Source organism: Dethiosulfatarculus sandiegensis, assembly GCF_000931935.2.
GTDB classification, from domain to species: domain Bacteria; phylum Desulfobacterota; class Desulfarculia; order Desulfarculales; family Desulfarculaceae; genus Dethiosulfatarculus; species Dethiosulfatarculus sandiegensis.
Genome location: NZ_AZAC01000011.1, coordinates 149454 through 170950 on the forward strand (window position 1 = coordinate 149454; position 21497 = coordinate 170950).

Annotated in this window: 19 protein-coding genes; 9 read left to right on the plus strand and 10 right to left on the minus strand. The window is 51.5% G+C overall.

Features of this window, described 5'->3' with window-relative positions:
* Window positions 1-243: 243 nt before the first annotated feature.
* The 6 genes from X474_RS08235 to nanR form a co-directional block, all read right to left on the minus strand.
* Window positions 244-1524: a TRAP transporter large permease gene (locus X474_RS08235; protein ID WP_044348067.1), complete on the minus strand. Its 1281-nt coding sequence runs from the start codon at window positions 1522-1524 to the stop codon at window positions 244-246.
* 19 nt (window positions 1525-1543) lie between these two features.
* Entirely contained in the window at window positions 1544-2029 is a 486-nt protein-coding gene (locus tag X474_RS08240) for a TRAP transporter small permease (protein ID WP_044348374.1), read from the minus strand.
* A gap of 68 nt (window positions 2030-2097) precedes the next feature.
* Window positions 2098-3084 (minus strand): TRAP transporter substrate-binding protein, encoded by a 987-nt coding sequence (locus X474_RS08245; RefSeq protein WP_044348376.1) that lies wholly within the window; start codon window positions 3082-3084, stop codon window positions 2098-2100.
* Window positions 3085-3177: 93 nt separating this feature from the next.
* Window positions 3178-4842 (minus strand): dihydroxy-acid dehydratase, encoded by a 1665-nt coding sequence (ilvD, locus tag X474_RS08250; RefSeq protein WP_044348377.1) that lies wholly within the window; start codon window positions 4840-4842, stop codon window positions 3178-3180.
* Window positions 4843-4883: 41 nt separating this feature from the next.
* Complete coding sequence (gene panB / locus X474_RS08255) at window positions 4884-5738, minus strand: 3-methyl-2-oxobutanoate hydroxymethyltransferase (RefSeq protein WP_044348069.1); 855 nt, start codon at window positions 5736-5738, stop codon at window positions 4884-4886.
* A 673-nt stretch (window positions 5739-6411) separates the two neighbouring features.
* The gene (nanR, locus tag X474_RS08260) at window positions 6412-7128 is read right to left on the minus strand and encodes a transcriptional regulator NanR (RefSeq protein ID WP_044348071.1); all 717 of its coding nucleotides are present in this window, start codon (window positions 7126-7128) and stop codon (window positions 6412-6414) included.
* Between the two features lie 285 nt (window positions 7129-7413).
* On the opposite strand from nanR, the gene recJ reads away from it, so the two are divergent.
* The gene (gene recJ / locus X474_RS08265) at window positions 7414-9141 is read left to right on the plus strand and encodes a single-stranded-DNA-specific exonuclease RecJ (RefSeq protein WP_044348072.1); all 1728 of its coding nucleotides are present in this window, start codon (window positions 7414-7416) and stop codon (window positions 9139-9141) included.
* A 165-nt stretch (window positions 9142-9306) separates the two neighbouring features.
* Entirely contained in the window at window positions 9307-9723 is a 417-nt protein-coding gene (locus X474_RS08270; RefSeq protein ID WP_044348074.1) for a CoA-binding protein, read from the plus strand.
* On the opposite strand, the gene X474_RS26070 is transcribed toward X474_RS08270, so the two are convergent.
* Window positions 9695-9958 (minus strand): hypothetical protein, encoded by a 264-nt coding sequence (locus X474_RS26070; RefSeq protein ID WP_156360679.1) that lies wholly within the window; start codon window positions 9956-9958, stop codon window positions 9695-9697. The two genes, X474_RS08270 and X474_RS26070, sit on opposite strands and share 29 nt — an antisense overlap.
* Window positions 9959-10229: 271 nt before the next feature.
* On the opposite strand from X474_RS26070, the gene X474_RS08280 reads away from it, so the two are divergent.
* Window positions 10230-10754, plus strand: a complete 525-nt coding sequence (locus X474_RS08280) for a hypothetical protein (RefSeq protein ID WP_156360680.1) — start codon at window positions 10230-10232, stop codon at window positions 10752-10754.
* Between the two features lie 387 nt (window positions 10755-11141).
* Window positions 11142-12341: an NAD(P)/FAD-dependent oxidoreductase gene (locus tag X474_RS08285; protein WP_044348078.1), complete on the plus strand. Its 1200-nt coding sequence runs from the start codon at window positions 11142-11144 to the stop codon at window positions 12339-12341.
* Window positions 12342-12416: 75 nt separating this feature from the next.
* On the opposite strand, the gene X474_RS08290 is transcribed toward X474_RS08285, so the two are convergent.
* The gene (locus X474_RS08290; protein WP_156360681.1) at window positions 12417-12878 is read right to left on the minus strand and encodes a hypothetical protein; all 462 of its coding nucleotides are present in this window, start codon (window positions 12876-12878) and stop codon (window positions 12417-12419) included.
* 550 nt (window positions 12879-13428) lie between these two features.
* Here X474_RS08290 and X474_RS26075 point away from each other — a divergent pair.
* The 5 genes from X474_RS26075 to X474_RS08320 all read left to right on the plus strand — a co-directional run bounded on the left by X474_RS26075 (window position 13429) and on the right by X474_RS08320 (window position 20319).
* Window positions 13429-13827: a hypothetical protein gene (locus X474_RS26075; RefSeq protein WP_156360682.1), complete on the plus strand. Its 399-nt coding sequence runs from the start codon at window positions 13429-13431 to the stop codon at window positions 13825-13827.
* Window positions 13828-14991: 1164 nt separating this feature from the next.
* Complete coding sequence (locus tag X474_RS08305) at window positions 14992-15447, plus strand: universal stress protein (RefSeq protein WP_052515010.1); 456 nt, start codon at window positions 14992-14994, stop codon at window positions 15445-15447.
* Window positions 15448-15695: 248 nt separating this feature from the next.
* On the plus strand, window positions 15696-16859 hold the full coding sequence (locus X474_RS08310) for a 6-phosphofructokinase (protein WP_044348084.1): 1164 nt from the start codon (window positions 15696-15698) through the stop codon (window positions 16857-16859).
* A 157-nt stretch (window positions 16860-17016) separates the two neighbouring features.
* A complete protein-coding gene (locus X474_RS08315) occupies window positions 17017-18477 on the plus strand; it encodes a C45 family autoproteolytic acyltransferase/hydrolase (RefSeq protein ID WP_052515011.1) in 1461 nt (486 codons plus the stop codon).
* A 75-nt stretch (window positions 18478-18552) separates the two neighbouring features.
* Window positions 18553-20319, plus strand: coding sequence for a bifunctional aspartate transaminase/aspartate 4-decarboxylase (locus X474_RS08320; RefSeq protein ID WP_197282026.1), 1767 nt, complete (start codon window positions 18553-18555; stop codon window positions 20317-20319).
* A gap of 82 nt (window positions 20320-20401) precedes the next feature.
* Here X474_RS08320 and X474_RS08325 read toward each other — a convergent pair whose 3' ends face one another.
* Window positions 20402-20887 carry an SH3 domain-containing protein gene (locus X474_RS08325; RefSeq protein WP_044348085.1) on the minus strand — a complete coding sequence of 162 codons (486 nt, stop codon included), beginning with the start codon at window positions 20885-20887 and terminating at the stop codon, window positions 20402-20404.
* 97 nt (window positions 20888-20984) lie between these two features.
* Entirely contained in the window at window positions 20985-21413 is a 429-nt protein-coding gene (locus X474_RS27010) for a MerR family transcriptional regulator (protein ID WP_044348086.1), read from the minus strand.
* Between the last annotated feature and the right edge of the window lie 84 nt (window positions 21414-21497).

Genomic DNA, 21497 nt, shown 5'->3' on the forward strand with positions numbered 1-21497 from the left:
ATTCATTGACACCCGAAAAGAATAAAAATGCTGATCTGAGCCCAGGCTGATTAAAAAGATCTGAAGACCCCGCGGGCCGTTAGCGGTCCACGGAGTCTTCATACTGACTTTTTTGAAAAACCAGGCCTTGTTGAGATTAATCTCTGTAAAAAGCCCCAGCAGCCGATTCCCCAAAAATCCTTTTCCAGCCCAAATGCCAGGGAGTGCAAAAAGCCACTTTGGCAAAACCCTTTTTCAAACTCATCAGTAGCCAAAGGCGTGGGGAATTGCCATCACCAATCCGCCCCAATAGGTGCATATGATCAAAACCGCAAGCGAGGCCATTAAAAACGGTACAATGGCCCTGAACAGGCTCTCCAGCCTGGTTTTGCCTATGGAACAGGCAATAAAGAGGCAGACCCCCACAGGCGGAGTGGTCAACCCTATGACCAGGTTCAGCACAATGATCACCCCAAAATGAAGGGGATCAACCCCGATCTGGGTCATCAAGGGCAACAGCACAGGGGTCAGGATGATCAAGGAAGCCGTGGTCTCCATAAAGGTGCCCACAATCAAAAGCACCACATTGACCAAAAGCAAAATAAGAATTTTATTCTCGGTTACGGACAAGATGGCCTGGGTGACAATCTGGGGCACCTCTTCGCTGGCCAAAAGCCAGGAGAATATGGAAGCCATGCCGATAACCAAAAGGACCAGGGAGCTGGTTGCTCCGGTCTCAATCAGTATCTTGGGCAGGTCTTTGAGCTTTAAATCCCGGTGCACGAAAAAACCAATACCCAGGGCGTAAAAAACCGCTATGGCAGCGGACTCCGTGGGGGTGAAGACACCGGTCAGGATTCCGCCTAAAATAATAAGCGGCATGATAAGGACCAGGGCCGCATCCATTATTGCCTTGAAGGCTTCCTTAAGTCCGGGCATAGACCCCTTGGGATAGCCCCTTTTCCTGGCGTAATACCAGACAACGGCCATCTGGAACAACCCCAGCAAGACACCGGGGACGATTCCCGCCAAAAACAAGGAAGCGATCGACACCTCGCCCAAAACACCATAAACAATAAAGGGTATGGAAGGCGGGATAACCGGTCCGATGGTGGATGAAGTAGCTGTGACCGCGGCCGAGAAATCCACGTCATAGCCTTCCTTTTCCATGGCCGGGATCAATATGGAGCCCACCGCGCTGGTGTCTGCCACGGCCGCGCCGGTTATCCCGGCAAAAATCATACTGATTACAATATTAATATAAGCCAGGCCGCCCCTTAACCCGCCAACCAGAATCTTGCAAAAGGTGACCAGGCGCTCGGTCATGCTGCCCCGGCTCATGAGATTGCCGGCCAGAATGAAAAAGGGAATGGCCATCAAAATGGGATTGTCCATTCCGGTGAATATACGCTGGGCAATTAAGACCAGGGGGGTCTCACCCTGGGTCATCAACACCGTCATGGGGGTGAGGCCCAGAACAAAGGCCACAGGCACGCCGATGGCCAAAAATACAATAAACGCGGCGACAAGAGTCAAGATTACCATGGTTCAACCTGGATCCCGTTCACAAGCGACATGTATCGGCTTGGGATGGAGGTAAGGGGCTTAACAAAGAGGCGATCAAATGCACCATCATGATGGCCGAGCCAATGGGGATGGCCAGATAGGGAATGCACATGGGTATGCGCAAGGCCGGGCTGATCTGGGATTGGGTGATCTGAACCAGATCTATGCCTCCCCAAAAAATAACCGCCACGATAACCGCCATTGAGACCTGGGAGGCCCGTACAAAGACAACCCTTGCTTTGGGGGGCAGACGGTCCACCAATATGGTTACCGCAATATGCTGCCCCTTTCTCAGGGCAACACCGGCTCCCAGAAAAGAGGCCCAAACCAGGCAATAGCGGGCCGTCTCCTCGGTCCAGAAAAGCGGCAGGTGCAATAGGTAGCGAAAAATAACCTGTAAAAACACCACCAGGGCCAGGGCTGATAGGAAAACAGCCAGAACCAGCTCAGAGCCCCGATTCAAGATTTTGCTTAATTTTTCCATTTTGTCAGTTCCGCGAAAAACCGGGTCCGGGAGGCAAAACACCTCCCGAAGACCCGGCGCAAAAATTCCTACTTGGCAGCGTTAATTTGTTTGACCATTTCTTTCCAGGAGGGGTACTGGTTGAAGAACTGAGCATAGACAGGCTTCATGGCCTGAATAAAGATCTCCTTATCCACGGTGTTCACCTCCATACCCCATTTCTTGAGCTCCTCAATCTGCTTGACTTCATTGTCGCGAATCACCTTGCGCTCAAAGGCGGCGGCTTTTAAGGCAGCCTCCACGAAAAGCTTCTGCCACTCGGGCTTCAAGCTCTTGAATTTGGAGAGGTTCATGGTCAAGGGAGAGGGAGAGTAAAAATGCCCGGACAAGGTAAGGTATTTTTGCACCTCGCTCATTTTGTTGGCATGGATGATCGCCACCGGGTTTTCCTGGCCGTCGATAACCTTGGTCTGCAAAGAGGTGTAAACTTCGCCCCAGCTCATGGGAGTGGCCTGGGCGCCCAATTGACGCACAGAGGCCAGATGAACGGGATTTTCCATGGTGCGGAATTTAAGACCCTTGAAATCCTCCGGCTTGGTCAGGGGCTTGGCTGAGTTGGTGAAGTGACGGAAACCGTTTTCCATGAACGCCAAGCCCTTTAACCTGGCCTTAGACATGTCGTTCAAAAGAGCCATACCCACAGGTCCATCCAGGACCTTGTCCACATGGGCCGGGCTGACAAACAGAAAAGGCAGATCCAACACGCCCATTTCAGGGGTGAAGTTGGAGATAGGGCCGGTTGAGGTGATAGCCAGGTCAATGGTCCCCACCTGCATGCCTTCCAAAAGCTCCCTTTCGCCCTTGCCGAGCTGTCCGCCGGGATAGACCTTGACGATAACCTCGCCGCCGGTCCCCTCTTTGATAAGGCGTGCAAACTCGCGAGCGCCGTCATTGTAGGCATGATGGGCCGGGGTCACTGTAGCCAGTTTCAGAGTTTTCTTGGCCAAAGCCATTTGCGGAGCAGCCAGGCAAATAACCAGAGCCAATACAGCAGCCAAAACGATCACGCGTTTCATTTTTGCCTCCTCTTCCAGTTGAGCTGGATCTTCTTCCATCTTCATGACAGTTTATTGAGTAGGTCTGGAAAGGGCGCTCCCGGCTTATGGGAATCAGCCCAATACAGCCCCCTTAATGGCGCTGCCCACCATGCGGCGGTAGCGGTCCAAAAGTGAACCGGATTTCAATTCAGTGTGTGCTGGAGGTTTCCAGGACTTTTTGCGCTGGTTAAGTTCGGCTTCGTCAACCAAAAGCTCCAGGCGTCCTGCGGGTATGTCTATAAGGATCTGATCTCCCTCTTTAACCAAGGCCAGGGGCCCGCCCAGGTAGGCCTCGGGGGTCACGTGCCCCACACAAGCCCCTTGGGTGGCGCCGGAAAAACGGCCGTCCGTCACCAGGGCGACACTCTCTCCCAACCCCATGCCGATAATGGCCGAGGTGGGCAGAAGTTGCTCACGCATGCCGGGGCCGCCCTTGGGCCCTTCATAGCGGATCACCACCACATCGCCCGGGTTGATTTTGCCTCCGAATATGGCCTCCAGGGCAGGCTCTTCCCGCTCAAAAACCCTGGCAGGCCCCTGATGGGTCATCATGGAGGGACTAACGGCCGCAGACTTGACTACAGATCCTTCCGGAGCCAGGTTGCCGTAAAGGAAGTCCAGGCCGCCCCTGGGGCTCAAAGGCGAGGCAACCGGGTTTATAACCTCGGTGTTTTCTATTTTTCGGCCTTTTATGTTATGGGCCTGGCTCTCACCGGTAACCGTGAGGCAGTCGCCATGCAAAAGTCCGTTTTGATTAAGTTCTTCCATTAGGGCAGGTACACCGCCCGCCTCAAAGAGATCCCTGGGGAAAAACCTGCCCGCGGGTTTCAGCAGGGTGAGATGGGGTGTGCGCCGGGCCACCTCTGTGAATATGGAGGGGTCGAGATCCACATCCACCTCCCTGGCTATGGCAGGCAGGTGCAAAGCGGTATTGGTGGAGCCGCCAATGGCCATATCCACGGCCAGGGCGTTTTCAAAGGCCGCCCTGGTCATGATATCCGTGGGCTTGATATTCTTTTTCAAAAGCTCAAGCACCTGACGCCCCGCCCGCTTGGCCAAGGCCAGGCGCGTTCCCCAGGTGGCCGGGATCAGGGCTCCGTCCGGTAAAGTCATTCCCAGGGCTTCGGTCATGATATTCATGCAGTTGGCAGTGCCCATAAGGGAACAAGCTCCGGGCCCCACATTGGCCGCCTGCTCAAACTCGGACAGCTCCTCCCTGGTCATGAGTCCCCGCTCCACCAGGCCCTCGGCCTCTATGAGGTCGGTGTAGCAGACTTTCCTGCCCTGGAACACGCCCGGATCCATGGGGCCGCCCGAGACAACCACACAGGGCAGATCCAAACGGCCCGCGGCCATGAGCATGCCCGGGGTGATCTTGTCGCAGTTGGTCAAAAGCACCAGGGCGTCCAGACCATGGGCCAGGGCCATCAGGTAAATTGAGTCTGCTATCATCTCCCGGCTCACCATGGGCATGCGCATGCCCTGATGGCCGGTGGCAATACCGTCGCAAACCCCGATGCAGGGGAACTCCAGAGGGGTTCCCCCTGCCTCCGCAACACCAAGTTTGATGGACTGGGCCAGGCTGTTTAAATGCATGTGCCCGGGCATGAGTTCATTAAAGGAGTTGACCACCCCCACCAGGGGCTTATCCAGATATCTGGGCTCCAGGCCGGTTGAATAAAAAAGGGAGCGGTGCGTGGCCCGGTCCAGGCCCTTGGTCACCAGAGAGGAACGCAGACTGCCCCTTGAATTGGTCTCTTTGTCAGGCATGATCGCTCTCATTCAGTGGGATAAAGGCCCTTGATTGTCTCGCCGCCGGTAAAGCTGTGGGCGGCCTGCGGATAGGAGCCGTCTTTTACTTGCCGGGCAAAGGAATTGAAGCCGTCCAGCACCAGCGGGGCCAGTTTCTGGTATTGCTCCACGAATTTCGGTACAAAGCTGTCGAAAAGGCCCAAGATGTCATAGGCGTTTAAATTCTGGCCGTCTGTATGAGGCCCTGCCCCCACCCCCATCGTCACCGCATTGACCTTTTCCGTGATAACCTTGGCCACACCGGCGGGTATGCATTCCAAAACCATGGCAAAAACACCGGCCTGATCCAGGGCGATAGCGTCTTTAACAAGCTGCTCGGCCTCTTGTTCCGTCTTTCCCTGCACCTTGAAGCCGCCCAAGGCCGAAGCGCTCTGGGGGGTGAGACCGATATGCCCCACCACCGGAATTCCGGCCTGAACCAGCTTATGGACATAAGGGGCAAGATATTCACCGCCTTCCATCTTCACGCAGTCCACACCGGCTTCCTTGATTTGACGTCCGGCAGAGGCCAGAGCCTGTTCAGGGCTCAGCTGATAACTCATAAAAGGCATATCCCCCACCACCAGGGTGTTGGGTGCGCCTCTTCTGACAGCCTTGGCGTGATAGATGATCTCATCCAAGGTCACGGGATTGGTGTGCTCCCCCCCCTGGATGACCATGCCCAGAGAATCACCGACCAGGATCATCTCGGCCTCGGACTGGTCCACCAGCCGGGCAAAGGGATAGTCGTAAACCGTTATCATGGTGACCCTGCGGCCCGAGCCCTTGCCCTGCTTTATAGACGGAATGGTTGGCCTTTTTTTGGAAGCGGTTTCTGCCATGTCCTGCTCCTGAATAGGGATTTATTCTCCCTTTTTTATTGAAACTTAAAACCCTTAACGATCGGGTATGCATCCTACGGTTATAGTGGTAACGTCAGATTAATACATAATGAGACGATGATATACTCATCATACAAGTTAAGGTCAAGAACTTTTTCCGTAAAGGACAGGCAGGTGCATCAGACAGGGAAAATTGTTTTAAGTGCAAGTAAGGATCAAAAAGGTGAGGCGCAGAGTCAATTCAGCCGAAGACAGGAATGTTCCACTGATCTGAAAGCATTAAGTAACACTTTGTAATCACGAACCTATGACGTTTATTTCAGACGCTCAAAATTCTATTGCCCTGTCTTTATTGTAAAGCCCAGTCATCACCAACACCTCTACGCTCATTTTATTGACTTAGACAAACAAAAAGCGACAACGTGCAAACCGAGTTCACAACGACTTAACTATTTGTTTTTTTAGATAATACTCCAAAAAGCCGCCCATCACCGGACAGAGCGATTCGGGGGGGTCACAAACCATCGTTAAAAATCATAACCGGAAATCAAGTGCAAAGGCCGGAGGCTGAATTCAGTCCTTGCTCACTTTTCTGATGTAATTATAAATAATCAGGGCAAGCGGGCTATACCGGATGAAGTGTGATTACCTGGCTTTAGGACAAGAAATTTTATCAGGATTTTTTCATGCTTTCCCTGTAAAGCGTATTGGATCTCATAATGTGATCACTGACAATGCGGGCGGCAGCATCCGCATCTTTCTCAATAAGCTTTGCAAGAAGCATTTCATGTTCCTTAAGAGTGAGATCTTCCAGACCCGCCACCCCAAGCAGATCTTCGTGGTATTGCAGAAGCCAACTCATTACGGCCTTGGAAATAGCGGTAAAAACAGGGTTGCCGGATATTCCGGCCATGGTCATATGGAATTCCATATCCGCCTTGACGAAATTTTCCCTGGAGTCCAGATTATCCCGCATGCATTGGGCCAGTTCAGCCAACCTCTCAAAATCCTTTGGACGTCCTCTTTCCACGGCCAGACGGGCCATACCCGCTTCAAAGACCTGTCTGGCATCCATCAGGTGGAACACCGTCTCCGGAGAGGTGGCCAAAAGGTGCCTGGTGATGGAATCCAGTTTATCCATCACCACTTCTGCCGTGGGCATTACAACCCTGGCCCTTTCCCCGTGCCTTATGCAAATAAACCCCATTGATTCCAGACTCTGCATGGCTTCCCGCACCGCAGGCCGCCCCACCTCAAACCACTCCATAATCTCATGCTCGGAAGGCATTTGTTCACCGGGCTTGATATCCCCGTTTTCTATCATCTCAATCAAACGGTCACGCACCAGGTGAGATAGTTTGCGGCGGGTTATGGGCTTTCTCTTTACCATCTTTAATTCAACTCTTTTCTATTACTCCGTGTTTATTGAAAACCTCCATACCAAAAGGCAGGGAACAGGTGGGTAGGCTACCGCAAACAGCATCAGCCCGCCAACCAGTAGAGGCCATTAGTTTTAATAGATAATACAATTCTTATACGGGTAAAACAGTTTTTACAACTCCTGTCAATCAATTCGTCTTCGGCCTTTAAGCAGGCTCCTGCTAGTGGCAAAGCCCGAACCATATACAACATATAGATATTGACCGGTTTTTACCCCCCCTATATATTGTGTAGCATGAGTGTTATACAAAAAGGAAAAACCTGGAAGAATATAGAGCCCCCCGGAACAGAAGCGGAAAAGCTTGCCAGGGAAACAGGATTGCCGATATGGGTGAGCCAGATTCTGGTGCGCAGGGGTATAAAACAACCGGAAAATGCGAACTTTTTTTTAGACCCGGCCTTAAAGGAGCTTCCCTCTTATCAAGGGCTGAAAGGCCTTGACCAGGCCCTTGAAATTCTGGTCCCGGCTATCAAACAAAATAAAATCATCGGCGTAGCCGGTGATTATGATGCGGACGGGGTGACTGCCACGGCCCTGATGGTGGACTTTCTGCGCCGTTTGAATGCCGATGTGGTCTATGACCTGCCCCACCGCCTAAGGGACGGGTATGGTTTTTCGCCGGACTCGGCCCGTCGCCTGGCCCGGGCCGGAGCCCAGGTGGTGGTGACAGTGGATTGCGGCATCTCTGACCATAAAGGCATTGAAACCGCACAATCACTGGGACTTTCAGTGGTGGTGACAGATCACCATCAACTGCCCCCGGGCGAGATGGTCCCGGCCGAGGCGGTGATCAATCCCCACCAGCCGGGCTGTGCCCTGGCCAGCGAACTGGCCGGAGTGGGAGTGGCCTTTTATCTGGCCGCCGGGCTCAGGGCCGCATTAAAAAAAGAAGGATACTTCAAAAATCACTCGGAGCCCAACTTACTGGATTCCCTTGATTTTGTAGCTGTCGGCACCTTGGCTGACGTGGTTCCGGTGATGCGGTGCAACCGTATTTTGGTCAAGGAAGGGCTAAAAATACTGAACAGATTCAACCGTCCCGGTTTCAAGGCCCTGGCCCTGGTGGCTGGCCAGCGAGGCCCCATGGACCCCAGGGATATCGGCTTTACCCTGGCTCCGAGAATAAATGCCGCCGGCCGCCTGGACCACCCCACCAAGGCCCTGGAGCTTCTCCTGACCAAAGATTACAATCAGGCCCTTTTTCTGGCCGGCGAGCTGGATCGGCTTAATAACAGAAGAAAAGACGTGGAACAAAGGGTTTTTGAAGAAGCCAGGGAGGAATATGAAAGCCGGGCCGATTATAAGGATGCCAAATGCCTGGTCCTGGCCAGGGAGGGATGGCACAAAGGAGTGCTCGGCATAGTGGCCAGCCGCATGGTCACCTTCACCGGCAAGCCCATTATGCTCATGACTGTGGAAGACGGAAAAGCAGTGGGCTCGGCCCGATCCCTGCCGGGATTTCATATGCAAAAGGCATTGGCGGGCCTGGAGCATCTTCTGACCAGTTACGGCGGTCATGCCCTGGCAGCGGCGGCCTCACTACCCACGGACAAGCTCTCAGAGTTTGCCCACTCCCTGGATCTGGCCGCCCGCGAGCAAATCCCCGCCCAGGGGCTCGAACGCCCCCTGGAACCCGAGGCCCAGGTAACCCTTGAGGATATGAATCCAAAGACCATGCGGATTCTGGAGAGACTGGCTCCTTTTGGTCCGGGTCACCCCGAACCCCTGCTCTTTTTAACCAACGCCAGGGTCGAGAATTCACAAGCCGTGGGCAAGGACTCACTGCACCTGAAGATGGAAATTTCCCAAAACGGCAGGACCATACGTTGCTTTGGTTTTAACCTGGCCCAGCGCAGGCCGTCTGAAAACGCCACCCTGGATGTGGTTTTTTCTCCCCGTATTTCCAATTACGGCCAACGTCATATAGAATTAATGCTGGAGGATTTCAGGCTGGCCGGGTGAAACATAAGTGCCATCTCTTGAAGATTATTATAGGTAGCCGTTATTTATTTTTTGCAATAATTCAACGGTTCGAAAAATGACATTTCATTTGCGCCGATCCAATTTGACTGAATAAAATTCAGCAAATTTTAAAATCATATCGTGCAGTCAAAAAGGGGGTTTTAAATGCTTTTACAAGCTAACCCGGATGATCAAAACATTAAAAAATTACTAACTGAAGTAAAAACAATAGCTGTGGTTGGGTTATCGCCCAAACCTGAGCGGGACAGTAACCAAGTAGCCCGTTATCTTAAGGAATCAGGGTATACAATTGTACCGGTAAACCCAAAGGAAAATGAAATTCTGGGCGAAAAATGCTATGCTTCACTCTTAGATATTCCCTTTGAAATTGACATGGTGGACGTCTTCCGTAAAAGTGAATTTGTACCCCAAGTAGTTGAAGACACGCTTAAAACCAAAGCCAAGGCACTGTGGCTGCAGTTGGGTGTCAGCCATTTTGACGCAGGCGAAAAGGCCCGTAAAAACGGGCTAATCGTCATACAGAATTCTTGTCTTATGGTCGACCACAAAAGACTTTTCTAAATTGTTTTAAAAAAGATATTTTCACTGTCTTAATAACAGGCAGTGAGAATATTTTTTTAAGCGCTCTGACAAACTTTTCTTGCCTAAAGCCCCAACCTGCACTATTATATGGTGCAGGTTGGGTGCAGAATATTTTCAATTTTTTATAGAAATATCCAGGTTTTTCATGCGTTACTTTGGCAAGGAAGGTCGCCAGTGTGATGCTCCGTGGGTGGAGTGCGCAGATGGTGTCCACAAATATCGCCTGTTTGCCAGAAGAGTTCTTTTTGGCAGGGTGCCTCGGGGTACGGTCCGTTGGCTGGGGCTGGGCCTTTTACTGATAACCCTTTTCCTGGGGGTGTGCTCTTTATCCTCCCTCAAAGGATCAAGCCGATTTGTTTCCGACCAGGGGTCCGCAGTACTTATCAACCGTTGATCATTCATCCTGAAAAAGAATAAAGCACGGCCACCTTTACAAAATGCATTTACCTCTCAAGCATCCAGCCTCTTGTGCCGATGTAAAAATTATGGAGAAGAATTTCGTTAAATACCGAATGGTGTTTTTTCTGGCCGGAGTCAGCCTGTTGCTGGCCGGTTGCGGGACCACCCAGTTAAACACAAGGGCCTTTGAGGAAATCCTTTTGGATGAAGGATATTCCAACCGCATGCTGCACTACGGTAATCAACTCGCCGCTCAAGGCAGGCTGCCGGAGGCCCATGTGGCCTATTGTTCCGCAGAAAGCCAGGCCTACACCTCTACTTTGAGAAACATGGCCCGCACCCGGCGGATTTACCTGGAACAGGTCATGACCGCCTATGAGCAGGGTACTTCCATCCCTGAACCGCCTATCAAGCCACCGCCCGAACCGCCCAAAGAGAAGACCACAGCAGCCCTGGGTGCCGACTTCAGGCCCGCAGGCAAACTTGCTCCTGGCGAGAAATTGCCGCCCTTTATCGGGACATACTCGGATCCCAAGCCAAAACCGAACCTTAGCTCCGAAAAGATGGCGGATTTAACCCAACTGTATCCTTCCCGCCCCCCCGCCAAATAAAAAAAGTTGCGTACAAGTTATCCCGCTGCTCCCGGAAAAGCTAAAAACATAAAGCAAAGAAGAAAAAGCATGGTTCTTTTTTCCCCATTTGCTTTTCCACTTAGCAAAAGTCTTACCTCTCTGTACAAAGAATTAGTCTGTTTCCAGTTATCGACTCTTTTAATCATATCTTTCAAATAATGAAATATTTCACATCTTCTCTAAAGACAGGCAAAAAACCGGGCGATAAATTTGCCTGCTCTACGGATGCGGTGTTATCATATCTGCATCAAGACAGATAACACTGCGAAAATGACAACCGGCATTATCCAGAACCTGCCGCCTAGACCTTGCCACACTCACGCAAGGTCAACTTTTTGATTCCAGAATTGAAAGGGTTGACCAGTAATGAAAAAATACCTGATAATTGGCAACGGAGTGGCCGGGGCCACTGCTGCCGGCAAGATTAGATCACTGGACTCCGAGGCTTCCATAACTGTTATCTCCGATGAAACCTCGCCTTTTTACTACCGCCCCCGTCTGCCCGAATTCATGGCCGGTGAGGTGGATATAAAGACCATAACCCTGCGCGACCAAAAATGGTACGAACAAAAACGCATTGAATTGCTTTTAGGTCAGACGGCAAAAAAAATAGACATTAACGATAAAACGGTAGAAACCGATAAAGGCCCTTCCCTGCCTTATGATGAACTCCTCTTGGCCACCGGAGCGCATCCTTTTATACCTCCGGTGCCTGGTGCGGATAAAGAAAATGTCTTTTCCCTGCGCACGGTGGAGGATGCCAGGAAAATTGCCAAGGCCGCAGGCGAAACGGATGCGGTTATTCTTTTGGGCGGGGGGCTGCTTGGTTTGGAGACCGGGGCTGCACTGGTCCGAATGGGGCTTAAGCCGGTTATCGTTGAGATGTTCGACCGGCTCCTCCCTCGTCAACTTGATCCCACCGGAGCCAAATTGCTGCAAAAACGCCTGGGGAAAATGGGTTTTGAGTTTCATCTCGGCACTGCGGCCCAAGAGATCACAGGCAAAGACAAGGCAAACGGCGTGCTCTTAAAAAACGGGACCAGCCTTGAAGGTGGTTTTGTGGTCTTTTCCGCAGGAATTAGAGGCAACATCGAATTGGCCAAACAGGCGGGCCTGGATATCCAAAACGGTTTAGTGGTGGATGACCGCATGCAAACCAGCCTGCCTAATATCTGGGCCGCCGGTGACCAGGTTGAGCATGCCGGAAGGCTCTACGGCATATGGCAGGCCAGTCAGGCCCAAGGTGAAGTGGCCGGGGAAAATATGGCGGGCGGTGACGCAAAATATACAGGAACCGTAATGTCCAACTCTCTTAAGGTGGTAGGCGTAGATCTCTTCTCGGCAGGGGATATTGATCCTGAAGATGAAAAAAAGAGCGCGGTATACTTAGACGACAATTCCTACCGCAAAATTGTTTTTGACCAAGGGGCCATAACCGGCGCTATTTTCTATGGCCTGACCAAAGGGGTGATGGAGGTCAAATCCGCCATGTCAACCGGGACGCAGGGCTTGCGCTTCTTAGACGACATGAAAAACAAGGATTTCAACTTTAAACGCCTGCAATAGGGGTTTGTTTTTAAAAAAACTGATACTGAGCAAAGCTAGGCAAGGCCTTTCAAGTCTGCCTTGCCTAGCTTTTCATCAGGAAAAGCCGGTCTCAAGACCATCAGCGCCATAACCGACCGTGAAAACCGAATCCTTTGTAATATATTGAATTCGCTGAATCATGGCTGTGGCCCGCTCTGGATGTTCTGCGTAGATCCTGTCGAACTCTTCGTGCAGATCCCCCATTCGAAGCAGGTTGGCCAGGCCGCTCATGGCATTATAGGGATTATTCAAATCCGGGTTTTCCGCTAAGAGCTTTTCTATCTCTTGCTTTTGGGGATGGTTGCTCACCACCTTAAGCGCACCGGTTCGGTCAGCGCGTATTTTCATGGGCTTTGCAACATCTATCCCCGCCTGCATGAAAAGCTGATCCAGGGCGCATTTGACAATTCCCTTGACCCGATCAAAGGCCATCTCCAGATCCGCCCGGGGGAGGTACCCCTTGCCTCCCGCATCAAGACCGTGTTCAGAATAAAGACCAATGGATTTAAGATCCACTTTGCCGGCTTCAGCTCTGGACTGAGCTGTTTGCGGAGATTCTGTTGTGCCTGACCGAACTGTGAGCGGCTGCCGAACAGCCATATAACCCGCAGCCTGATTTATGCCCCCCACATTCATGATTTCTTCTTCTTTATAATTATCCTGGTCGGCTTTGACATTGACTTCACACCAAGGCGAGCAAGAAAACTGCCAAAAAATAAAGAGAATATTTTCCTGTAATTAGTTTAAAAAACTACAAATGCGCTTTTTTCCGGGAATCTTTGACCCAATGGGCATTTAAGGTCAACAGGCTGATTACAGAAAAACTAAAGGAATTAATCTATTATGATAACTACGTCAAAAAAATATTAGAAGAATTAATAACAGACTTATGAGAATCAAATCCATCTCTACACTGGAGATAAAATTAGCCAGATCTTCTATTAACTGCATAATTTAGCCATACCACAACCTGATCACGGATTTGATGAACAAAAAACTGTCAGTTAACCGGCGTTTTGTCTGCCACAGGCAAAACGAAAGGCCAACCCCAGAAAGGAGCCCAAACGTGAAAACCAAAACGGGCATTGTCACCATAGTCCTTTTGGCTGGTTTTTCATTGCTCTTTATGAGTACTGAATCTCTTTCCCAGCCCAGTATCGACACCCAGTCTTCCCAGGAAATACTCTTGGCCAGAGGCGGTGGCGGCGGCGGTGGCGGCGGCGGCGGCGGCGGCGGCGGTGGTGGAGCTGGCGGCGGCGGTGGAGCTGGCGGCGGCGCAGGTTCCGGCGCTTGTGACGGCAGCGGGCCCGGAGGAGGTGTGGGAGGGGGCAACGGCCCGGGTGACGGCACAGGTCCCGGCCAGGGGCCTGGTGGTGGAGTGCCGGGAGACCCTTCCCAATGTGACGGCACAGGACCAGGCGCGGGTCAACCCGGTTCCCAGAATCAAGGTTCGACCACCGGTTAGCCGGAAGGCTGTCAAGCCGGGCTGCCCAGATAAACGAATAACTCACTCATCTGCGGCAGCCCGCTTTTTCACAAAGCCTTTTACACACTCCGTCTGCCTTTTTCGCAAAATCCTCCCCTGCCAGGAAGAAAATTTAAAAGGCATCTTTGTTTTCTCTAAACCCGCCCCTATAAAACAATGACTTAATATCGTCAATTTTACTAAATAAGGAGTATATTTCTAAAAGCTTATTAAATTCCTATTCCCTATCTAAGCGGATTCACTTCTCATAAATTATTAATATTAAAAGCTTTTTAGTTATTCTTTACAAGTAGGTGCTCTTGGCAAGGTCCTTGCTAATTAATGAGACAAGAACAAGGAAATGAAATTTAAAACTGTTGATTGTATTTAATCGTTTTTCGCAAGCGCCTGAGCCCAAAAAAAATAAAATAAAGCAGCGGACTCCCAAACCATTGGGCCAGGCCTTGCGATCAACGATTTCTTTCCCAAATCCAATACTCCCCTTAAAAGCACGCCAAAGCCAAAAACTGAAAAGGCTTTTTCTCCGACAGACCATCAAAATATATCGAAGCTGGATTCGGGGAGAAGAACCTGCCCTGAGAGGTCGAATTTTGTGGTAACAATTTCGATTAATGCACTTACCGACATATCGTCAATAAGCTAATTTACCGGCATTTATGCAAATTATATATTGACTGAAAAGTATTCAGCATACCCCGCCTTTTGTCCGATCCACCCCAGGGACTCCCCAGGCAAAGGACTTATGGAAAAAAACCTCACCGTATAATTCCCCCGGGCGATTGGCCCCCTAATTGCAATATGACCAGGGTGCACCCTATCCCGTCAGCCGGAGAGCCGAACATTTTAACAAAGGCAGCGGACTCCCATCCCAATTTAGTTCGGCGACCGGCGGCACGGACATTATCCCTACCTCGTCTGGACAGGCGCCCCCCCCCGGCGCCTGTCCAGCATTTCTTTTCGATAAACCTTAGATCTGTCCCAATAAATGCATATCAGCCGCCAAGAATGCTAAAATGGTATTAAAGAGTGTTGGTCCGATTGAAAAATAACCGGGCAACACAGTTTGGAAAAAAGTCGCACTGCATGGAACAAGCCCATATTCCTTGCAAAGGGGAGCGGGCGCAGATCTGTTGGAGGTGACACATGTGGGACATTAACAAAATCCTATTCCCCCTGGACCTGGACTTTAAGGAGGGCAACACAAAAATGGTGCGCTATCTCAAGGCCATTGCCGAAAGGAACCAGGCCGAGATACACCTGTTGCACGTCCTGCCCGACCCAACGGAGTATTATGGCTTTTATGCGGTGAACATGAATTTCAGCGAACTTTCACAGTCCATGCACGAAACCGCCTTGAAAAAAATCCAGGCTTTTGTGGATGAAAGCAGCTTAAGCAATATGAACGTGCAGATTCATGTCGTTTCCGGCAGGCCTACCGACGAGATAATCAATTTTGCGGAAAACAGGGGAATGGACGTTATCATGATGGGCACTCATGGCCGAAGGGGACTTGAAGAAACCTTTTTCGGTTCTGTTGTGCGCAGTGTTATCAAGCTCTCGCCGGTGCCGGTATTAACGGTTAATCCCTTGCGCCACTAGCGGGGTGCTCAAAAAAACCTACTTTGGATTTTGCAAACCCCGAAATATTTTAAAGCCAGCGCAAGCCGCCTCGGTCAATCGAGGCGGCTTTTTTGTCTGTCTAAACGCCAATCCCTTTTCCTGCTCCGAAATCCGCCGTCTAAGAAGCGGGCCGCCTTTATGCGGGGTTCCATTAAATATATATATTTGATAATCTAAATTCTGTATCGGATCTCTTAATTGATCTGATGACGGAACAAGGAGAAGAAATGGCCAAGACCATCGGTATACTCACCGGCGGAGGCGATGTTCCGGGGCTCAATGCCTGCATCAAGACCGTAGTCTGGCGAGCCGAAGAAATGGGAGCCAGGGTGCTCGGCATCAGAAGGGGATGGCACGGCCTTTTGCATTTCAACCCGGAAGATGATGCGCCCCAGCCTCTGCATGTGGTGGAGCTTCAGAAAACCGCCATCAGGGCGGTTGACCGTTCGGGCGGAACCTTTTTGCACACCTCTCGCACCAATCCGGCCCTGGTGGTTCCAGCCCAGTTCCCTGATTTTGTCTCTGAAGATGGTTATAAAATCAAAAAAGATCAAAAGCGCGACTATACGGGACACATACTTAACGTCTTGGAAAAGCTCGGCATAGACCTTCTTTTACCCATTGGCGGAGACGACACCCTAAGCTATGCCGCTCATCTGCACCAAAAAGGAGTCCCCGTAATCTCCATTCCCAAAACCATGGATAACGATGTATTCGGCACGGATATCTGCATAGGTTTCTCCACCGCAGTCACCAGGAGTGTGGATTTCATAACCGCCCTCAGGTCCAATGTGGGGTCCCATGAGCGCATCGGGGTGGTGGAGCTGTTTGGACGCCACTCCGGCGAGACCTCTCTGATGGCAGCGCATCTGGCCGGGGTGGACCGGGCGGTGATCAGTGAAGTTCCCTTTGACATGGAACGCCTGGCCAGGCTCCTGCTCAAGGATAAAAAAAGCAATCCCAGCAATTATTCGATTCTGAGCATATCGGAAGGCGCCCATATGCGCGGCGGAGAAAAGGTCCAGTACGGCAGCCCGGACGCCTACGGGCATCTCAAGCTGGGGGGCATCGGCTTTGTGGTAAGCGAGGCCTTAAAAAAAATAACCGGCGAAAGAACAATCTACCAGCAGGTGGCCTATTTAATGCGCTCCGGAGCGCCGGACGCCCTGGACCGCATGGTTGCCATCTCCTTTGCCAACCTGGCCATGGAGCTTTTGGGCAAAAACCAGTCCGGCCGCATGGTTGCCCTGCGTCACGGGAATTACACCCATGTTCCGGCCACCACAGCGGTTGAAGGCAAGAAAACCGTGGACGTGGACGAACTTTATGACAAAGAGACCTATCGTCCCAAGGTGAAAAGCATGTTGGGCAAGCCCATGTTCCTTTATTAAGCCATGGGGTTCAGGGTGAAAACCGCCCGCCCCCCAAACGCCGAACAGGCTTTCTAAGTTATGGATTTCAGATCGGGAAGGCCTTCTCAATCAAATTTTCTACTCCTGCGTGGCCAGGTTTAGGCTTTATTTCCCTTTACGTTGCAAGGAGCGCCCCATGAAAAACAAATATCTCTTGTTTGTTGGCTTTATTTTCCTAACCAGCCTCCTTTTCACAAACGGTCAGGCCCTGGCCCAAAAGGTCACCTATGAAAAGGGATGGAGGGTGGATAAAAACGGCTGGGTTTATATCCATATTGAAGGCAAACCATATGAAAGGGGAGTTCAGCATGGGTACCTGGCCGCCAAGGAACTCAAGGTGATCATGAAAAGCCTTAAGGAGCTAACTGTAATCGAGACCGGCAAGCCCTGGTCTTTTTTTACGGACGCGGCCCAAAAGATGTGGAGTGAGAAAATCCTGGCCAGCTATGACAAGGAAAAGGCCTTTTTAGAATTTCTTGAGGAAATTAAGGGGATAGCCGACGGGGCGCGCAAAGCCGGAGTGGAGATAAGTTTTGCCGATATCCTGGCCTGGAACGGCCATGAAGAACTTATGGACTACTGGTGGCCCCAGGCCCTTGATCAATACAGGTATCAAAAACAGATCAAGGCTCCGACAGATCATTGCAGCGCCTTTATGGCCACAGGCTCGGCCACCAAAAACGGTCAGGTGGTAATGGCTCACAACACCTTTGATAATTTTCAATGGGGACAGTTCTGCAACCTTATCCTGGATATTGTCCCGGCCAAGGGGCACCGCATATTCATGCAATCCGTGCCCGGCTACATTGACAGCCAAACCGACTATTTTCTGACCGGGGCCAAGCTCATGGGCACGGAAACCACCATGGGCGGGTTTTCCATGTACGATTCCAATGAAATGCCGGAATTTTTGAGGGTCCGCCGGGCAATGCAGTATGCGGACAACCTGGATGATTTTGTGGACCTGATGAAAAAAATGAACAGCGGCGGCTATGCCAACGCCTGGCTGGTGGCGGATAGAAAAACCGGCGAGATCATGCGCTATGAGCTGGGCCTTAAATTCTACAGCGTGGAGCGCAAAAAAGACGGCTGGTTTATCGGCTATAACGCGCCCCTGGATCCCCGCATACGCAATCTGGAATGCTCCAACACCGGATATTCCGATATCAGGCGTCACCAGGGGGCGCGCCGGGTTCGGCTGACCCAGTTGATGCGCAAATACAACGGCCGATTAGACGTCGAGATCGGCAAAAAAATATTGGCCGACCATTATGACGTTTATCTGAAAAAGGAAAACAACCCTTGTTCGCGCACAGTGGACTCCCATTACGAGCTGGATCCCCGCTATTTCATGAGCGACCCTTCAAGGCCCCTGCCCTATCAGCCCAGGGGCGCGGTGGACGGAAAGGTCACCGACAGCAGCCTGGCCAAGAACTGGCAGTTCTGGGGCAGGTGGGGGAACTCTTCCGGGCTTGCTTTTGATGCCAAGGCCTTTTTCAAAGAGCACATTGAATGGGACCATCTGGGGCCCTATATCATGAGCCGCCCATCCAGGCCCTGGACTCTTTTCAAGGCAGGTGACCCCAAATCGAAATAACATCCGCCAATAAAGGCCTTTCAGGGCCATGCTCTTATTGGTTCCCAAATAACACTTCAGTTAAGGAGAAAAAACGTGGGCAAAAAAGATACCGGAAAGCAAATTTCAAGCGACTCCTCCAGTGAATCCCCGGCCGGTATGAAACGCCGGGAATTTCTTAAGCGATCAGCCTGGCTGGGAGCGGGAGCCCTGGCTGCCAACGCCTGGGCCGCCCTGCCGCCGGAGGCCTGGGCCAAACTGACTCCGGAACAAAAAAAACTCAGCCACGAAAGCCCTTTTGAGATAAAAAACCGGCTCATAGACCTGGCTGAAAAAACCTGCCGGGAAAAGGCCGCTAAAAAACAGGCCTGCCGTTTTATTAACGCGGGCCGGGGCAATCCGGATTTCCTCAACACCACCGCCCGCCAGGCCTTTTCCGAGCTTACCCGGTTCGCGGCCCAGGCAGCCGGTGACGAAACTAAAGCACCTGACTTGGGCATGCGGGTCGAGACCAAGGGCATGGCCGCGAAATTGAAAAAATACCTGGATCAGCACGGCCAGGGAGCCGGGGCCGAGTTCCTGAAAAAGGCGGTTGATTTCACGGAAAACCAATTGGGCCTGAATGCGGATGAGGCGGCCTTTGAGCTGGTGGACGCAGTTCAGGGCGATTTTTATCCGGATCCGCCCCGCATCCTGCCGGTAACAGAGAAGATCGTTAACAAATATCTTTCCAGGGTCCTTTTTGCGGGCAATCCTCCCAAGGGTGAATTCAGCCTCTTTGCAACCGAAGGGGCAACCGCGGCCATGATCTATGTATTCAAATCCCTCAGGATCAACAAAGTGCTGCGCCCCGGAGACCACATCGCCATCTTCACCCCCATATTCTCGCCTTATCTGGAGATACCGGAACTAAAGGAATACAACCTTATAAGCATCTATGTGGAGGGCGACGAAGACCAGGGATGGCAATTGCCCGAGTCCGAGGTCAAAAAACTGGAAGACCCCGGGGTCAAAGCGCTCTTTTTAGTCAACCCCACCAACCCCACCTCCCGGGCGTTGAATAAAAGCACAGTGGAGCGCATCGCCAAACTGGTCAGACAGAAAAAACAGGACCTGGTAATCATAAACGATACGGTCTACGCCACCTTTGTGAATGAATTTCATACCTTGGCCGAAGAAATACCCCAGAACACCATTGGGGTCTATTCCTATTCCAAATATTTTGGAGTCACCGGCTGGCGTCTGGGCGTAGTCTCGATTTACCAGGAATGCGTAGTGGACCGCATAATCCAAAAACTACCGGCCAAGGACAAAAAGGAACTGGCCAGGCGTTACAGCATAACCTCAACCGATCCGGACAAGATCAGGTTCATGGACCGACTGGAGCAGGATTCCAGGGATGTGGCCCTGGCCCACACCGGCGGGCTCTCCGGGCCCCAACAGGCCATAATGTGCCTGTTTTCCCTGTTCGAACTAATGGATAAGGAATTTGCCTATAAAAAGACCATCATGGATATCCTGAAAAAACGCTGGCACGCCCTGTACCAGGCCCTGGAGCTGCCTGAACCGAAAAGTGACAACCTCACCCGTTACTATGCCCTGGTGGACTTGAAACGCATGGCCAATAAACGCCACGGCAAGGCCTTCAGCGAATATCTGGCCGAGCAATGGCCTTTGGATTTCTTGATCAGGCTGGCTAAGATCCATTCCACAGTCTGCCTGCCGGGAGAGGGTTTTGCCGGTCCCAAGTGGTCCTTAAGGGTTGCCCTGGCCAATGTGAAATCAGCGGATTGCGCAAGGGTGGGCAAGAATATTGTGGCTGTAATGGATGACTATTATAAGAAATGGCAAAAAAAGGGCTAAACCGGGCATAAGCCTCCGGCCGATGCATTTCCGGCCGGGGGCTTCATAAGCGATACCCGTAAAACGCCCGAACCGGGGAGCTTTATTTCGCCAGCTCCTCCTTTATCTGGGGAGCGGAATCAGATCCAGACGGTTTCAGCGGGGAAAATTCCTCATCTAAAGAGGGGGGTTCGGGCGCGGCGGTCTGGTCGAATTTGGGTCTGGGGCCACTCTCCACCGGCTCCCGGCTCAAAAAACGCCCGGCCACCCAGCCGGATTTATCCCGATTCACCATGGCAACCTTGTACCAACCCTTTTTATCCTCAATCGGCCTTACCTGGTCACCCTTACCCAGCACACTGACTATGCGGCACTTTGTACTGGGGCATTCGCGCAGGTTCAAGGCCCAGACCTTTACATAATAAACAACATTTAAATCGGGTTGTTGCTCCATGTCAGACTGGGCTTGGGAGGGTTCGGTCCGGGAACCTGCGGCCGGTCCGGCCCCCTTGGGGGCGCATCCTGCAATCAGGGCCGACATAAGAAGACAAACCAGGCAAAAACCAAAGCGCGAGGCAGTAAAGGGCATTGGGTTACTCCCTTGAAAAATAGGGTTGCTCATATTTTTTTATTATATTCCTGAAAAGGTGTCATGAGGCGGCTGAAAACCCGGCCTCCCCTTTGGCTTAACCCTGCTCCCCGAAAACAGCCTGACTGTTTTTCACCAGTCCTTTACGTAATCTTGAGACCAGGCTCTCCAGGTCATCGGCTAGCTGGGTAAGCTCCTTGATGCGGGATTTGATTTCAGGAAGTTTTTCCTCGGCCAAAAAAAGAGCGCGCAGGGTCTGCTCCCTCGGGTCCAGCTCCCTTTCCGCACTACCGATAATAGTGGCAATCTCGTCCAGGGAAAGGCCAAAGCGTTTTCCCCGCAAAATCAGCTTCAGGCGAACTTTTTGTTTTTGGGAAAAAAGGCGGCGTCCACCTTTGCTGCGTTCGGCCAGTAAAAGGCCTTTTTCTTCATAAAAACGTATGGCTCGCGAAGTAATTCCAAACTCCTTCACCAGCTCGGAGATACTGTGGAGCTTATGTCCGGCATACTTTTTCTTTTGAATCATACCCCTCCCCCGTTGACGTATACGTCAATTTCAATATGCCTTTTTTATAAAGATCCGGTCAAGTGCGGATATTGCCCGAGCCGG

Coding starts and splice junctions, on each gene's coding strand:
- X474_RS08315 (WP_052515011.1), top strand. CDS start 17,017: ATGAAAAACAAATATCTCTTGTTTGTTGGCTTTATTTTCCTAACCAGC.
- X474_RS08310 (WP_044348084.1), top strand. CDS start 15,696: ATGGCCAAGACCATCGGTATACTCACCGGCGGAGGCGATGTTCCGGGG.
- X474_RS27010 (WP_044348086.1), bottom strand. CDS start 21,413: ATGATTCAAAAGAAAAAGTATGCCGGACATAAGCTCCACAGTATCTCC.
- X474_RS08285 (WP_044348078.1), top strand. CDS start 11,142: ATGAAAAAATACCTGATAATTGGCAACGGAGTGGCCGGGGCCACTGCT.
- recJ (WP_044348072.1), top strand. CDS start 7,414: ATGAGTGTTATACAAAAAGGAAAAACCTGGAAGAATATAGAGCCCCCC.
- nanR (WP_044348071.1), bottom strand. CDS start 7,128: ATGGTAAAGAGAAAGCCCATAACCCGCCGCAAACTATCTCACCTGGTG.
- X474_RS08305 (WP_052515010.1), top strand. CDS start 14,992: ATGTGGGACATTAACAAAATCCTATTCCCCCTGGACCTGGACTTTAAG.
- X474_RS08235 (WP_044348067.1), bottom strand. CDS start 1,524: ATGGTAATCTTGACTCTTGTCGCCGCGTTTATTGTATTTTTGGCCATC.
- panB (WP_044348069.1), bottom strand. CDS start 5,738: ATGGCAGAAACCGCTTCCAAAAAAAGGCCAACCATTCCGTCTATAAAG.
- X474_RS08240 (WP_044348374.1), bottom strand. CDS start 2,029: ATGGAAAAATTAAGCAAAATCTTGAATCGGGGCTCTGAGCTGGTTCTG.
- X474_RS08280 (WP_156360680.1), top strand. CDS start 10,230: ATGGAGAAGAATTTCGTTAAATACCGAATGGTGTTTTTTCTGGCCGGA.
- X474_RS08270 (WP_044348074.1), top strand. CDS start 9,307: ATGCTTTTACAAGCTAACCCGGATGATCAAAACATTAAAAAATTACTA.
- X474_RS08245 (WP_044348376.1), bottom strand. CDS start 3,084: ATGAAACGCGTGATCGTTTTGGCTGCTGTATTGGCTCTGGTTATTTGC.
- X474_RS08325 (WP_044348085.1), bottom strand. CDS start 20,887: ATGCCCTTTACTGCCTCGCGCTTTGGTTTTTGCCTGGTTTGTCTTCTT.